We start from the raw sequence: 14,504 nt of genomic DNA, 5'->3' as shown, positions 1-14,504 counted from the left end.
ATATATAAAAAAATTAAAAAGCAGAGGAGCTTCCTCTGCTTCTTTACAACTTTATTTTATCGTAAAACACGAACCTTCACACGTTTACGCCCCCAGGAAGATGCTTTTGCTTCAGATGGGAATAGCACGTCAATGCGATGTCCTTTAATTGCGCCTCCTGTATCTCCAGCAATCGCATATCCATAGCCTTCTACCCATACCTTCGATCCTAGCGGAATAATACGCGGATCTACCGCAATCAGCTTCATATTCGGGTTGGCTTTAATATTGTATCCGCTTTTAGTGATCCCTGAGCAGCCCGCGCAGTCCGGACCATAAGCCGTTGCCTCTACATAGAACTCTGAAGCTGCTGCATCATTACCACGAGATGGTGTATCATAATTGTCTGCATTCTTTGTTCCAACTGCAATAATACGGTCCTTACTTTCCTTCAGCTTCTCTTCCTTTTGAAGATTTCGTGCCGTAACAACGCCGTTCTCCTTCACTACTTCAAAGGTTCTCCGGATCGTCCCGTCCTCTCCTTCCTGAAGCACCTTTTCAGTGCCTGCTGGAAGAGAATCATCCTTCTGCTTAACTACCGCAGCCGGAATTGGTTCTTCCACCACATCGGTGACTTTTTCTACTTTTGTAACAGTCACAAGTGTATTTTCTGCAAGGAGTTGGTCTAGTGCTGGGGTTACCTTATCTAACTCCTGCAACGCCACTTGCTGCTGCTTCAAAAAGTCAGCGACAGTAATCGAAGTTGACCATGCTTGTGTTTGTTGACCGCCGACATTCAATGTAACAGGAAATGCTGTTTCTATCTTAATTGTCTCAGAACCATGAATTACTGCATTCTTTTCTGGTGTTATCTTATCATGCTCACCTAATTGAATATTTTGCTTATCTAAAAGCTCCTGCACAGTTTTCGCTGTTGACCAAACCGTTTGGGACTTCCCGTTCACATCTAAGGTGAAAGGCTTTGCTTTTGTAATAACAAACTGCATATCATCCTTGACTTTTTTAGATAAGGCTACAGATATATAGTCTCGATTTGCTACCTTAATCTTTTCATCCTTTAACAATTCTCCTACTGTATCAGCATGTGTATACACTACTTGTTTTTTTCCGTCTAATTCAATGGTTACACCATCTTTTGTTGCGGCATAAGCAGCTGTACCGACTGAACTTGAAACTACTAGAGCACTTGTAAGTTGTAATGCTAGCTTTTTGCTCGTCCTTAACCTCGATAATAGGTTTCCCGTGTGAAACATCACAATGAAACGCCTCCTTTTTCTCGTTGAGATACGATTGACTAGCTTGGCTCCCTCCTACTAATCTAGCAGACTGGCACAGTTGGAATAAAAATAGGGGAAGAGATGCAGATTAGGCGTGCAAGCACGCCTCCGCCTCTTATGGAAGATTAAATAGTTGTTTTGCATTTTCTGCTGTTTTTGCTGCTACTTCCTCATAAGAAATCCCTTTTAACTGAGCGATTTCCTCTGCGACGAGCTTTACAAAACCAGGTTCATTGCGCTTACCTCGAAACGGGTGGGGAGCTAAGTACGGACAATCCGTTTCAATTAGCAACTTTTCCAATGGAATCTCTGTTGCAACTTCCTTTGGTTTTTTTGCATTTTTGAACGTTACAGGTCCACCTAGTGAAATGAGGAAATTCATATCAATGCATTGCTTTGCAGTTTCAACACTTCCGCCAAAGCAGTGCATAATCCCTCCAACCTCGGAAGCATCTTCTTCACTCAGAATGTCGATGATATCCTGCGTTGCTTCGCGATTATGGATGATAATTGGGAGCTTTACTTTCTTAGCTAGTCTAATTTGCTTTCGAAATACTTCTTGCTGCACTTCTTTCGGAGATTTATCCCAATAATAATCAAGACCCATTTCTCCAAGTGCAACCACCTTAGGGTGAGCAGCTAATTCCTCCAACCATTGTAAATGCTCATCTGTCATGTCAACTGCATCGACAGGATGCCATCCAACAGCCGCATAGATAAAATCATATTTATCAGCCAACTCTATCGCTTTCGGGATTGTTACATCATCAAATCCGACAACAACAACATTTGTAACACCCGCTTGCTTTGCTCGTTCTATGACTTGTTCTAAATCTTCATTGAATTGCTCCGCATTTAAATGCACATGCGTATCAAATAGCATAACGATATCCCCTTTACTTATTTTAAGTCTAGCATAACAATAAATTACTTTCCTAACAGCGGAATAACAACTATATTACAATTCCGATACAAATCAGGAAAACAATGGTCTTTTCGACAGAGAAAAGGGATGATTCCCGTATGTTACACGTGAAACATCCCTATTTTTGTCAAACCTATTTAATTTTAGTCCCGTTAGCCAGCGTCTGATCGACAGTAGCTAATGAAAGCTTACCATTATCTGTACCAGCTAAAATCATTCCTTGTGATAATTCACCACGTAATTTTACAGGCTTTAGATTTGTAACACAAATAACTTTTCTCCCTTTTAATTCTTCTGGAGAATAGAATTTAGCAATTCCTGATACAACCTGTCGTTTTTCTGACCCTAGGTCAAGCTGCAGCTTCAATAGCTTATCTGCACCTTTAACAGGCTCAGCATGCAGCACTTCAGCTACACGTAAATCCACCTTAAAAAAGTCATCAATTGAAATTTCCGCAATTTCTTCTTTTGGAGCTGCTTCTTCCTTTTTCTCTTCCACTTTTGGTGCCGAACCTTTCATCTTCGACTTAATATACTCTACTTCAGGTTCTGTTTCCAAACGTGGGAAAATAGGTTGTCCTTTCGATACCTTTGTTCCACCTTTTATAAGCCCGAAATCATGTAGACTGTCCCAAGTTTTCCATGAATCTTCTATAACACCAAGCTGTTCAAACATTTTAGTAGGTGCTCCTGTTAAGAACGGCGTGAGCATTACGGCTATTTGACGCAAGGCTTCAGCCAGGTGAGCCATCACAGCCTCTAGCTTCTCGCGGTTTTCCTCATTCTTTGCCAATGTCCATGGCTGTGTTTCATCAATATACTTATTGGATCGGCTAACAAGCTGCCAAATTGCCGTTAATGCAACAGAAAACTCCATATCCTCCATCGCATCTTCTACGTGCTTTACTGTCTCCTCCGCAAAGGATACTAGTTCTGCATCAAATTCTGTTACATTCCCTTTATAAGCAGGAATTTCTCCATCAAAATACTTATCAATCATTGCCACTGTACGATTTAACAAGTTGCCTAAATCATTTGCTAGGTCATAATTGATTCTCTCGATAAACCCTTCTGGAGTGAACACACCGTCAGAGCCAAACGGAACTTCACGAAGCAAATAATAACGAAGAGCATCTAAGCCGTAGCGATCTATTAATGTAACTGGGTCTACTACATTTCCTTTTGATTTGCTCATTTTACCGTCCTTCATTAAAATCCAGCCGTGCGCAAATACCTTTTTCGGAAGCGGTAAATCCAAAGCCATCAACAAAATTGGCCAAATAATTGTATGGAAGCGGACGATTTCCTTTCCAACCAAATGAACATCAGCTGGCCAATATTTGCGGTATTTTTCTTCATTTTCTGTATTATAACCAAGGGCAGTAATATAGTTGGATAACGCATCGATCCATACATAAATAACATGCTTCGGGTTGCCTGGCACCTTAATGCCCCAATCAAAAGAAGTTCGAGAGACAGCTAAATCCTCTAGCCCTGGCTTAATAAAATTGTTAATCATCTCATTTTTACGTGATTCCGGTTGGATAAAGTTTGGATTTTCTTCATAATACTTCAGCAAACGATCTGCGTACTTCTCTAGTCTGAAGAAATAGGATTCCTCACGCACAAGTTCAACTGGGTGACCGCTATCAGGGCTTTTTCCACCTACAACTTTTCCGTTCTCAATAATCGGATCTGCCAATTGATGCTCTGTATAAAACGTTTCGTCCTGCACAGAGTACCAGCCTTCATACTCATCTAAGTAAATATCACCCTGTTCGAGCAATCTTGCAAAAATTTTCTCTACCACTTCTTTATGACGATCTTCAGTTGTACGAATAAAATCATTATAGGATATATCCATTTTATTCCATAATTCTTTGATTCCTGCTACAATGTCGTCTACATATGCCTGTGGTGTAACACCTAATTCTTCCGCTTTCTTTTGAATTTTTTGACCATGTTCATCTGTTCCTGTTAGATAGTGAACATCAAACCCTCTTAGTCTTTTATAACGAGCCATTGCATCGCCGGCTACCGTTGTATATGCATGCCCGATATGCAGCTTGCCGCTCGGATAATAAATCGGCGTTGTAATGTAAAATGTTTTCTTTCCTTCTGTCACTGTTAAACCTCCCAAATGACCTTAGTTGTATGTATTTATAAACAGTATAACAAAAATTCTAATATAAAGACGAGAGCCTGTTACCTGCCTTTTTATATATTATCATGTATTTCTATTGCTTCCTCAAAATATACATCCTTCTCCCACATACTCTTGTTTTTTATGGAAATGTGTATACTTTGAAACCAAACCATCCTAAAAATTCAAAAAAAAAGAAATTTTCATTAGACTTTTTTCGACAAAAAATGATATTATATTTATAAGAAGTAAACATGACTATTACAATATCACACACATTATTTCTCGGATAAAAAAATTCTTCTATGTGCATAAACCCAGGAAATCTACAGCATAATCTTACATTATTAATAAAATTTGATATTTTTGTAATTTACCAATTGACTAAAATGTAAATGATTGGTACTATAAACACATGAAGTTTTTGTCGAAAAATGATGAAATAAGACATAAATAACAGATTTTTGGGAGGAGAATACAGTATGAAATCCACTGGTATCGTTCGTAAAGTTGATGAGTTAGGACGCGTAGTCATTCCAATCGAATTACGCCGTACATTAGGAATCGCAGAAAAAGATGCTCTTGAAATTTATGTAGATGACGAAAAAATCATCTTAAAGAAATACAAGCCAAACATGACTTGCCAAGTAACAGGCGAAGTATCTGATAAAAATCTTTCTTTAGCCGGCGGTAAAATTGTATTAAGCTCAGAAGGTGCAGAGGCAGTTTTAAAAGAGCTACAACAATATCTTACAGTTGCAAAGTAATCATAGAAAAAGCTTCTCTTTTCTTCAAAGAGAAGCTTTTATTATTCTACATGATATGCTTGATATACATCCCGCTTCGATATATCTCGATCCTTTGCGACAGCTTTAATTGCCTCCTTTGAAGATAGCTGTTTTTCGGATATGTAAAACTCTACATGATCATAGATAGACATGGCTTGCCACCAATATTCTTCCTCTATCGGCTCTTCTAAGGAACCCTGAACGATAATACAAAATTCCCCTCGTACCTCGGAGGAGTTCGCCCATTGCACAGCTTCTTCCAATGTACCTCGAATAAATTCCTCAAATTTCTTTGTCAATTCCCGGCAAAGCACAACTGAACGATTTCCCCATACTTCCAGCATAGCGGATAATGTATCCTCTAGTCGATGCGGTGCTTCATAAAAAATTAAAGTGTCCCGTACATGACGCAGGCCTGTCAATTCCTCTTTCTTCTCCCTTTTCTGCCTTTGTAAAAATCCATAGAAGTGAAAATGCTTTGTCGGCAATCCAGAAGCAATCAAGGCTGTGAGCGCTGCATTAGCTCCCGGAAGCGGAACAACTTTATATTGATGCCCCACTGCCGCTACAACTAATTCATAGCCTGGGTCAGAGATACAAGGAGTTCCTGCATCGCTAACAAGTGCTACTGTTCTCCCCTCTGCAAGCAAATCCAATATTCTTGGCCCGCTTATATCCTTATTATGCTCATGATAGCTTATTACAGGTGTCTCTATCTTAAAATAATGGCAAAGTTTTTTCGTCTGTCTCGTATCTTCTGCCGCAATTAAATCTGCCTCCTGCAGCATTCGGACAGCCCGATATGTCATATCCTCTAAATTCCCTATTGGTGTCGGAACTAATAATAATGTTCCTTCCCCTTCAGTTTGAAAGCTTTTTTGCTGCCACATATAGTTCTCCTTTTTGCATATACTCTTCCTTCTGCTTGCGTGTAAGCTGCTTAAATCGATACTCTGCTTTCATTGCATCACTCTTGTGCGCAAACTCCTCATAGTAATACAAACTAACAGGTCGGCGCCCCCTTGTATAACGGGCTCCTGTACCTTTATTATGAACAGCTAGGCGCTTTTCCAAATGATTTGTATATCCAGCGTAATAGGTACCGTCACTACATAATAATACATAAAAGAAATGGCTATTCTTCTCCATATAAAATTTTGCGAAGCTCCTTCGTATACTCATCATTTTCCTGATATACAATAAGGGGCGGCAGAATTTTCAAATCTGGATTTCCATCCTTTATCCCCTCTATTAGCAGCGTATTAGCTTCCTTACCTTGCTTCGGATATACAAACTGAATTCGCTTTGGTTCAATTTTGTACTGTCTCATTAATGTAACAATATCCAAAAGCCGTCCCGGACGATGAACAAACGCTACCTTTCCTCCCTGCTTCACCAGCTGGCTGCTCACCCGTACAACATCCTCTAATGTACATAGAATCTCATGACGGGCAATCGCTAAATGCTCATTCAAATTTTGCTCTGACGGCTTTGGTGTTTGAAAATAAGGAGGATTGCACGTAACTACATCATATTTATGATAACCGAGCTCCTTTGGCATATCCTTCAAATCACCGTGAATCAGATGAATACGGTTTTCTAATTTATTATAATTCACACTGCGCACACCCATATTATAAATGCGCTCCTGTATCTCTACCCCTGTGATCATGCCCTTTGTACGCTTACTCATCAAAAGCGGAATAACAGCATTCCCAGTACATAGGTCCATAATGTTCCCCCTTTGAATAGGCAGCCATGCAAAATTTGCAAGGAGGACAGCATCTAAAGAGAAATTAAACACAGATGGACTTTGAATAATTTTCATATCCTCTGCAAGTAAATAATCAAGACGTTCATCACCATATAGCTCCATCTCTTTCCAACCTCTATCCTTCCTGATTGATTCTTTTCTAGTATGTATAAACGGCAAAAAATTACCTTTCCAACTTATTGGAAAGGTAATTTTATTTCTTATTTAGGAATGAGAGACAAAATAAACAATCGCCTTCTTTACGAACACTTCCATAATGTAAATTACAAATATGAAATCCTTCTTGGTACAGCCTTGCCAAATTGTCGTATCCCTCTCCAATATCTGTTATTGGCTTCTGCTCTTTTCGCTTTCGGGACTGCCGACTTTTATTCTCAGCTGTCCCATCATCAAAACGGCGTCGCAAATTTTCATTTTCTAGCTTAATATGCTGATTTTCTTCGATTAATTCAGCAATATGCTGCTTTAATTCTCCTAGCTGTTTATACAGAGACCCAATTTGCTCCTCCATACTGGAAACCGCTGCAAAAATATCTTTCTTCTCCAAAAGCACCCACCTCATCAATCTGTGGTTTGACTCGAAACGACTCCCTCATTGATGAGTTCATCTAACGTGAATTCTATAATACGTTCTTTGTCCATGAGCTCAACTTGAATTAATCGCTCCAATATATTCAATCCTACCACACGACCAAGACCGTTCGGTGTTTGTATTTTCTCATCCAAATCTGGAAGCTGCTCTTTAGCTGCTTCATACTCATCATTTTCATATTTCAAACAACACATTAAACGTCCACATAAGCCTGAGATTTTAGCAGGATTTAATGATAAATTTTGATCCTTTGCCATTTTTATCGATACAGGTTCAAAATCCCCCAAAAAAGTTGAACAACAAAGCATCCGTCCACATGGTCCGATTCCGCCCAGCATTTTTGCCTCATCGCGCACTCCGATTTGTCGAAGCTCAATACGCGTACGGAAAATAGATGCTAAATCCTTTACAAGCTCACGGAAATCAATTCGTCCATCTGCTGTAAAATAAAAAATTACCTTATTCCGGTCAAATGTATATTCGACATCCACGAGCTTCATATCCAGCTCGTGATCTGTTACCTTCTGCAAGCAAACCTCGTATGCTTCTTTTGCCGCTTTCTTATTTTCTTCTACGATTGTACGGTCATTTTCGTCTGCAATGCGAATGACTTTTTTTAATGGCAATACCACATCGTTATCATCCACTTGTTTTTTATTCATTACTACCTTACCGTACTCTACGCCCCTGACTGTTTCAACAATGACAAATTCATTCTCTCCGATGTCCAAGTTATTCGGGTCGAAGTAGTAGATTTTGCCTGCCTTTTTAAAACGCACTCCTACTACATCATACAAACTTCTATCCCTCCTGCAAACGCAATACTAATTGCTCCAGCACAAGCGGCAAGCTGACATTAGCATTGAGTTTATTTTTTGCTTCTAATATATAGGAAAGAGCCGATATCATTCGTTTCTGAGAATAAGAGAGAGATTCCAAAAGCGCTCTTTGATCTTGAAACACAACCTTCTCTCCCTCGCCTAGCTGTACATATAGTAAATCCTTATAAATGAGAAGGAGCATATCCAACCCCATCTGCAGCTGTTCTTTCTCTGCAAAATGTTTTATCCATTTCTCTTGTACGAAAAAGAGCGATGAAGTTTCCTTCCCTAAGGCTTCACATAATTTTATCACTAAAGTTCTAGCTTGTGCAAACCATTCCTCATTGCAAAAGGAAAGCGCTTCTTCAAGATTATTCGTAAGCTGTGCAGCTGTACTAGCTAATGATAGGGAAGCACCCTGTTCCTTTAACTGCTCAATCAATAGATTCTTTTGCAGCGGAAGAAAGGTAAGGATTTGGCATCTTGATAAAATAGTATCCAATATTTGTTGACTTTGCTCTGTTAACAAAACAGCTGTCGTTTCACTCTTTGGTTCCTCTAAAAACTTCAATAGCGTATTTGCCGCATTTGCTGTCATACGTTCAGCATGCTCTATAATATAAACCTTCTTGTTAGACTCTAAACCTGTTTTGGAAAATTCCTCTTGAAGGTTCTGAATTTGTTGCTTCTTAATAGACAATCCATCTGGTTTCACCGTATACACATTCGGATGGTTACCCGATTCAATTCGGCGACAATTGCTGCATGCCTGACAAGGCTCAAACCCCTCTCGCTGTGAGCAAAATACACTTTTTGCGATTTGCAGCGCTGTCTCAAGCTTTCCAGTTCCCTTTGGCCCCTCTAGCAAGTATGCGTGGGAAAGGCGCTGCTTAACGATACTGTTTGTGAGCATCTTGCCGGCAATTGGCTGCATCATTCGAAGCTGCTCCCACGTTTTTGCCATTCGTACCACTCTCTTATCTGAAATTGTCGTTCCTCTCTATTATAGCAACTTTTTTGCACATATAGGGAAGAAACGCTCTGCTTCCAATTAATTACAAACGATCTTCAATGATTTGCAGGACCTTCTCAAAAACGACCCCTGCAGGCTGATGAGCATCCACTGTAACAATACGATTTTGGAAACGTTCTGCTAGCTGTAAATATCCCTCACGTACACGTTCGTGAAAAGAAATACTCTCTAAATCAAGACGATTTACTTCCCTATTACTGTCCTTATAGATCCTCTCTAATCCAACAGAAGGATTTATATCTAAATAAATAGTGAGCTGCGGCATACAATCCTCAATTGCGAATTGGTTAATGCTCCATATATGATCAATCCCTAATCCTCTCGCGTATCCTTGATAGGCAAGAGAGCTGTCTACAAAACGATCACATACCACAATATATCCTTCCTGTAGAGCTGGCATTACCTTCTCCGCCAAGTGCTGTCTTCTTGCTGCTGCGTAGAGCAGAGCTTCTGTTCTCGCATCCATCATTGTATATTCCTTATTATGTAAAATCATTCGAATTTCCTCTGCGATTACAATTCCACCAGGTTCACGCGTAATCATGACTTTATGCCCTTTTTCTTGTAAAACTGGGAGCAGCCTTGTAATAAGCGTAGATTTCCCAGAACCCTCCGGTCCTTCTAGTGTAATAAACATGCCTTTCATAGTCATTTCTCTTCTCCTTCTATTTCATATATCTTTATGTTTCCTTCTTGTATATAAGCATCCCCCTGAAAGCGCGCACCACTTTTCACTAGCAGTTGCCACTTTACTATATGTTCTTTCGTAATCCGTTCTCCTCTCATAATAAGGGGGATTCCCGGAGGATATGGAACAAGCATATCGCCCGCAATATACCCTTCTGCTTGATCTAATGGTATAACCCTTGTCTCATATTTCTTTAATCTCTTATAACTAAATGGCAAAACAGAGCATAAGGCTGTCTGCAAGAGGGGAGGAATGTCCAGCTCTGATACTGTTTCATACTGCTGCAGCGCCTTATGTAGACGGGATATAGCTTCCATATAAGTATCTGATATACATAAAGGTAGGACTAGGAGAACATTATATGGATCTGCCAATTCTGTATAAATGCCTTCCTGTTCGAAAAGCTCCTGAAGCTCATAGCCTGATAAATGGCATCTGGTTTGAATAGTAATTTTTAATGGATCTTGATTCGTATAAGATAACACTTTGATTTGCTTAATCCTTGCTAAAGATTTACGAAATTGTATGATAAAAGATCGAAGCTCCTCTGTACCTGACTTTTTCCAATGAGCGAGTGAAAAACGAGCGAGGTCCAAAGACGCCATAATTGGGTAAGAAGGACTGCTTGATTGAAGCATGTTTAAGTAACGGGAAATCTCTTCTTGATCAACTAGGCGGCTGTTAAAATGCAAGTACGATCCCATTGTCATAGCAGGTAATGTTTTATGTGCAGAATGAACAACAAGGTCAGCTCCACATTCCAATGCTGATTTTGGAAAAGGCTTTCCTAAACAAAAATGTGCACCGTGTGCCTCATCAACTAAAACAGGAATATCCATATCATGCGCTAACTCAATAATCGCAGTTAAATCTGCTGCTTGTCCATAATAATTAGGATGCGTTAAAATAACTGCTTTTGCATGGGGATACTGCTCTAACGCTTCTTTCACTGTCTCATATGCAATACCGCAGGAAACATATGCAGCTTGATCTACTTCTGCTGCTAAAAATATCGGTATAGCTCCAGCTAACTCCAAGCCATGTATAATTGACTTATGACAATTGCGCTGTACAAGTACAACATCATCCTCTTTACAAACAGCCAAAACCATAGCAAGATTTCCAACTGTCGAGCCGTTAACAAGGAAGTAGCTCGCTGAAGAACCGTAAAGCTCTGCCAGCAGTTGCTGTGCCTCCTCAATACAGCCAGATGGAGAATGCAAATCATCCAAACCTGACAGTTCTGTCAAATCTATTTCTAGTATACTATGAAAATGCTGTATTCCCTTAAATGGAAAATACAATCCATTCTTATGCCCTGGTACATGAAGAGATATCGGCTTCTTTTTTGCAAATTCTGCTAAAGCGTCATATAACGGTGTATTTCTTTGCCTCACAATTGTTTCTCCTTTCCTAATTAAGTTAAGAAAAGCTGAAGAATGTTCCTTGTCACACAAGATACTTTTTTCCTTTTGTTACAGAGGTTACCTAGAGACTAGAGCAAGCCATGGGAGCTAAGCAGTACCAAAAAGGACTGCTTTCTTACTTTTCGAAAAAGTGGAAACGGCCTATCTTTCCCAACAGGTAATAGTTGTTCTCTCATCAGTCACTAGGTTAACACTCATAAGATATGTACATTCTTATCCTAATAAAAACTTCTTTCTTATTGTACGCTTTTTTAGACAAAAAAAATAATAGGCCTTATGCCTATTGTTATAAAAATAGTCCACAAAACTAATCAGCCTTACCTAAAGATAATCAAATTTTAGGTAGTTGAATTTTACGAAGCTGTTGTAAATAAAATAAGTATTTTGCATCATCTGTCTCTGTTTGCACAATATCCCGTTCGCAAGCTTCACATATAAATCCATTATAAAGAAAAATTCCTCTTTCCTGCCTTGAGTCACATACAATACATTGCTTTGTTTCAAAACCTGTTAAAAGTGTTTTCATCTTCTCCACCTCCACACTTACATCCTTGACAATTCCACAGCATATATACAGACTTTTCATATTTTTTTATTCATTCTGCTTATTATCGTATGTAAATATTTAGGCGGTGTGTCTGTCACCCTTAAAAAACAAAAAGAACCGTCCGGAAAGAACGGTTCTTTTTTCCTGCCTAGCGACGTCCTACTCTCACAGGGGGAAACCCCCAACTACCATCGGCGCTGAAGAGCTTAACTTCCGTGTTCGGTATGGGAACGGGTGTGGCCTCTTCGCCATCATCACTAGACCTATTTTGTTTGAAGGATATTCCCTCAAAACTAGATAACATGCTGTGCTGTGTAATTATGATTAAGCCCTCGATCGATTAGTATCTGTCAGCTGCACGTGTCGCCACGCTTACACCTCAGACCTATCAACCTGATCATCTTTCAGGGATCTTACTAGCTTGACGCTATGGGAAATCTCATCTTGAGGGGGGCTTCATGCTTAGATGCTTTCAGCACTTATCCCGTCCGCACATAGCTACCCAGCGATGCCCTTGGCAGAACAACTGGTACACCAGCGGTGCGTCCATCCCGGTCCTCTCGTACTAAGGACAGCTCCTCTCAAATTTCCTGCGCCCGCGACGGATAGGGACCGAACTGTCTCACGACGTTCTGAACCCAGCTCGCGTACCGCTTTAATGGGCGAACAGCCCAACCCTTGGGACCGACTACAGCCCCAGGATGCGATGAGCCGACATCGAGGTGCCAAACCTCCCCGTCGATGTGGACTCTTGGGGGAGATAAGCCTGTTATCCCCGGGGTAGCTTTTATCCGTTGAGCGATGGCCCTTCCATGCGGAACCACCGGATCACTAAGCCCGACTTTCGTCCCTGCTCGACTTGTAGGTCTCGCAGTCAAGCTCCCTTATGCCTTTACACTCTTCGAATGATTTCCAACCATTCTGAGGGAACCTTTGGGCGCCTCCGTTACACTTTAGGAGGCGACCGCCCCAGTCAAACTGCCCACCTGACACTGTCTCCCGCCCCGATGAGGGGCGCGGGTTAGAACTTCAATACAGCCAGAGCGGTATCCCACAGGCGCCTCCACCGAAGCTGGCGCTCCGGCTTCCCAGGCTCCCGCCTATTCTGTACAAGCTGTACCAAAATTCAATATCAGGCTACAGTAAAGCTCCACGGGGTCTTTCCGTCCTGTCGCGGGTAACCTGCATCTTCACAGGTACTATAATTTCACCGAGTCTCTGGTTGAGACAGTGCCCAAGTCGTTACACCTTTCGTGCGGGTCGGAACTTACCCGACAAGGAATTTCGCTACCTTAGGACCGTTATAGTTACGGCCGCCGTTTACTGGGGCTTCGATTCAAAGCTTCGCCTAGAGCTAACCTCTCCTCTTAACCTTCCAGCACCGGGCAGGTGTCAGCCCCTATACTTCGCCTTGCGGCTTCGCAGAGACCTGTGTTTTTGCTAAACAGTCGCTTGGGCCTATTCACTGCGGCTCTCCTTACGAAGAGCACCCCTTCTCCCGAAGTTACGGGGTCATTTTGCCGAGTTCCTTAACCAGAGTTCTCTCGCTCACCTTAGGATTCTCTCCTCGCCTACCTGTGTCGGTTTGCGGTACGGGCACCAAATACCATCGCTAGAAGCTTTTCTTGGCAGCGTAGAATCAGGGAGTTCGCCCATAAAGGGCTTCCCCATCACAGCTCAGCCTTTACGGTAAGCGGATTTGCCTGCTTACCAGCCTAACTGCTTAGACATGCACAACCAGCGGCATGCATCCCCTATCTTTCTGCGTCCCTCCATCGCTCAAACGGTAAAGAGGTGGTACAGGAATATCAACCTGTTGTCCATCGCCTACGCCTTTCGGCCTCGGCTTAGGTCCCGACTAACCCTGAGCGGACGAGCCTTCCTCAGGAAACCTTAGGCATTCGGTGGATAGGATTCTCACCTATCTTTCGCTACTCATACCGGCATTCTCACTTCTAAGCGCTCCACCAGTCCTTCCGATCTGGCTTCACCGCCCTTAGAACGCTCCCCTACCACTGATACCAAAAGGTATCAATCCGCAGCTTCGGTAGTATGTTTAGCCCCGGTACATTTTCGGCGCAGAGTCACTCGACTAGTGAGCTATTACGCACTCTTTAAATGGTGGCTGCTTCTAAGCCAACATCCTAGTTGTCTAAGCAACTCCACATCCTTTTCCACTTAACATACATTTTGGGACCTTAGCTGGCGGTCTGGGCTGTTTCCCTTTTGACTACGGATCTTATCACTCGCAGTCTGACTCCCAAGGATAAGTCATTGGCATTCGGAGTTTGACTGAATTCGGTAACCCGATGGGGGCCCCTAGTCCAATCAGTGCTCTACCTCCAAGACTCTAGCACTTGAGGCTAGCCCTAAAGCTATTTCGGGGAGAACCAGCTATCTCCGGGTTCGATTGGAATTTCTCCGCTACCCACACCTCATCCCCGCACTTTTCAACGTGCGTGGGTTCGGGCCTCCAGTAGGTGTTACCC

The 14,504-nt window shown here is 41.6% G+C and carries 13 protein-coding genes and 2 rRNA genes (1 of these 15 only partly in view); 1 reads left to right on the top strand and 14 read right to left on the bottom strand.

Going from position 1 to position 14,504, the window contains the following annotated elements; all coding sequences use genetic code 11:
* Positions 1–56 precede the first annotated feature (56 nt).
* The 3 genes from AC6HZ4_RS00280 to metG form a co-directional block, all read right to left on the bottom strand.
* The gene (locus AC6HZ4_RS00280) at positions 57–1,253 is read right to left on the bottom strand and encodes a ubiquitin-like domain-containing protein (protein ID WP_497495551.1); all 1,197 of its coding nucleotides are present in this window, start codon (positions 1,251–1,253) and stop codon (positions 57–59) included.
* Between the two features lie 139 nt (positions 1,254–1,392).
* Complete coding sequence (locus AC6HZ4_RS00275) at positions 1,393–2,160, bottom strand: TatD family hydrolase (RefSeq protein WP_497493068.1); 768 nt, start codon at positions 2,158–2,160, stop codon at positions 1,393–1,395.
* Positions 2,161–2,335: 175 nt separating this feature from the next.
* Positions 2,336–4,327 (bottom strand): methionine--tRNA ligase, encoded by a 1,992-nt coding sequence (metG, locus tag AC6HZ4_RS00270; RefSeq protein ID WP_497493067.1) that lies wholly within the window; start codon positions 4,325–4,327, stop codon positions 2,336–2,338.
* A gap of 500 nt (positions 4,328–4,827) precedes the next feature.
* On the opposite strand from metG, the gene abrB reads away from it, so the two are divergent.
* On the top strand, positions 4,828–5,112 hold the full coding sequence (abrB, locus tag AC6HZ4_RS00265) for a transition state genes transcriptional regulator AbrB (RefSeq protein WP_497493065.1): 285 nt from the start codon (positions 4,828–4,830) through the stop codon (positions 5,110–5,112).
* Between the two features lie 41 nt (positions 5,113–5,153).
* Here abrB and rsmI read toward each other — a convergent pair whose 3' ends face one another.
* The 11 genes from rsmI to AC6HZ4_RS00210 form a co-directional block, all read right to left on the bottom strand.
* Positions 5,154–6,023: a 16S rRNA (cytidine(1402)-2'-O)-methyltransferase gene (gene rsmI, locus AC6HZ4_RS00260; protein ID WP_497493064.1), complete on the bottom strand. Its 870-nt coding sequence runs from the start codon at positions 6,021–6,023 to the stop codon at positions 5,154–5,156.
* Positions 5,995–6,282, bottom strand: coding sequence for a GIY-YIG nuclease family protein (locus AC6HZ4_RS00255; RefSeq protein WP_497493063.1), 288 nt, complete (start codon positions 6,280–6,282; stop codon positions 5,995–5,997). The genes rsmI and AC6HZ4_RS00255 overlap by 29 nt, the downstream gene beginning before the upstream one ends.
* Complete coding sequence (locus AC6HZ4_RS00250) at positions 6,269–7,009, bottom strand: tRNA1(Val) (adenine(37)-N6)-methyltransferase (protein ID WP_497493062.1); 741 nt, start codon at positions 7,007–7,009, stop codon at positions 6,269–6,271. Before AC6HZ4_RS00250 ends, AC6HZ4_RS00255 begins: the two co-directional genes overlap by 14 nt.
* Positions 7,010–7,100: 91 nt before the next feature.
* Positions 7,101–7,454: a DNA replication initiation control protein YabA gene (gene yabA / locus AC6HZ4_RS00245; RefSeq protein ID WP_497493061.1), complete on the bottom strand. Its 354-nt coding sequence runs from the start codon at positions 7,452–7,454 to the stop codon at positions 7,101–7,103.
* A gap of 14 nt (positions 7,455–7,468) precedes the next feature.
* The gene (locus AC6HZ4_RS00240) at positions 7,469–8,296 is read right to left on the bottom strand and encodes a PSP1 domain-containing protein (RefSeq protein ID WP_379949030.1); all 828 of its coding nucleotides are present in this window, start codon (positions 8,294–8,296) and stop codon (positions 7,469–7,471) included.
* 4 nt (positions 8,297–8,300) lie between these two features.
* Positions 8,301–9,284, bottom strand: a complete 984-nt coding sequence (gene holB / locus AC6HZ4_RS00235; protein WP_497493060.1) for a DNA polymerase III subunit delta' — start codon at positions 9,282–9,284, stop codon at positions 8,301–8,303.
* Between the two features lie 91 nt (positions 9,285–9,375).
* A complete protein-coding gene (gene tmk / locus AC6HZ4_RS00230) occupies positions 9,376–9,999 on the bottom strand; it encodes a dTMP kinase (RefSeq protein ID WP_497495550.1) in 624 nt (207 codons plus the stop codon).
* A gap of 2 nt (positions 10,000–10,001) precedes the next feature.
* Positions 10,002–11,438, bottom strand: a complete 1,437-nt coding sequence (locus AC6HZ4_RS00225) for an aminotransferase class I/II-fold pyridoxal phosphate-dependent enzyme (RefSeq protein ID WP_497493059.1) — start codon at positions 11,436–11,438, stop codon at positions 10,002–10,004.
* Positions 11,439–11,799: 361 nt separating this feature from the next.
* Entirely contained in the window at positions 11,800–11,994 is a 195-nt protein-coding gene (locus tag AC6HZ4_RS00220) for a sigma factor G inhibitor Gin (RefSeq protein WP_497493058.1), read from the bottom strand.
* Between the two features lie 167 nt (positions 11,995–12,161).
* Positions 12,162–12,277, bottom strand: a 5S ribosomal RNA gene (gene rrf, locus AC6HZ4_RS00215).
* A gap of 58 nt (positions 12,278–12,335) precedes the next feature.
* A 23S ribosomal RNA gene (locus tag AC6HZ4_RS00210) occupies positions 12,336–14,504 on the bottom strand; it runs 757 nt beyond the window's last position.

This window comes from Ectobacillus sp. OTK (assembly GCF_059698935.1).
The sequence above is the reverse complement of the archived record's forward strand: the minus strand, read 5'-3'. Positions and strand labels throughout refer to the sequence as shown.

What these genes read in the sequence shown, in the direction of transcription:
- AC6HZ4_RS00280 (WP_497495551.1), bottom strand. Translation starts at nt 1,253, where the DNA reads ATGTTTCACACGGGAAACCTATTATCGAGGTTAAGGACGAGCAAAAAG.
- AC6HZ4_RS00275 (WP_497493068.1), bottom strand. Translation starts at nt 2,160, where the DNA reads ATGCTATTTGATACGCATGTGCATTTAAATGCGGAGCAATTCAATGAA.
- abrB (WP_497493065.1), top strand. Translation starts at nt 4,828, where the DNA reads ATGAAATCCACTGGTATCGTTCGTAAAGTTGATGAGTTAGGACGCGTA.
- rsmI (WP_497493064.1), bottom strand. Translation starts at nt 6,023, where the DNA reads ATGTGGCAGCAAAAAAGCTTTCAAACTGAAGGGGAAGGAACATTATTA.
- AC6HZ4_RS00255 (WP_497493063.1), bottom strand. Translation starts at nt 6,282, where the DNA reads ATGGAGAAGAATAGCCATTTCTTTTATGTATTATTATGTAGTGACGGT.
- AC6HZ4_RS00250 (WP_497493062.1), bottom strand. Translation starts at nt 7,009, where the DNA reads ATGGAGCTATATGGTGATGAACGTCTTGATTATTTACTTGCAGAGGAT.
- holB (WP_497493060.1), bottom strand. Translation starts at nt 9,284, where the DNA reads ATGGCAAAAACGTGGGAGCAGCTTCGAATGATGCAGCCAATTGCCGGC.
- tmk (WP_497495550.1), bottom strand. Translation starts at nt 9,999, where the DNA reads ATGAAAGGCATGTTTATTACACTAGAAGGACCGGAGGGTTCTGGGAAA.
- AC6HZ4_RS00220 (WP_497493058.1), bottom strand. Translation starts at nt 11,994, where the DNA reads ATGAAAACACTTTTAACAGGTTTTGAAACAAAGCAATGTATTGTATGT.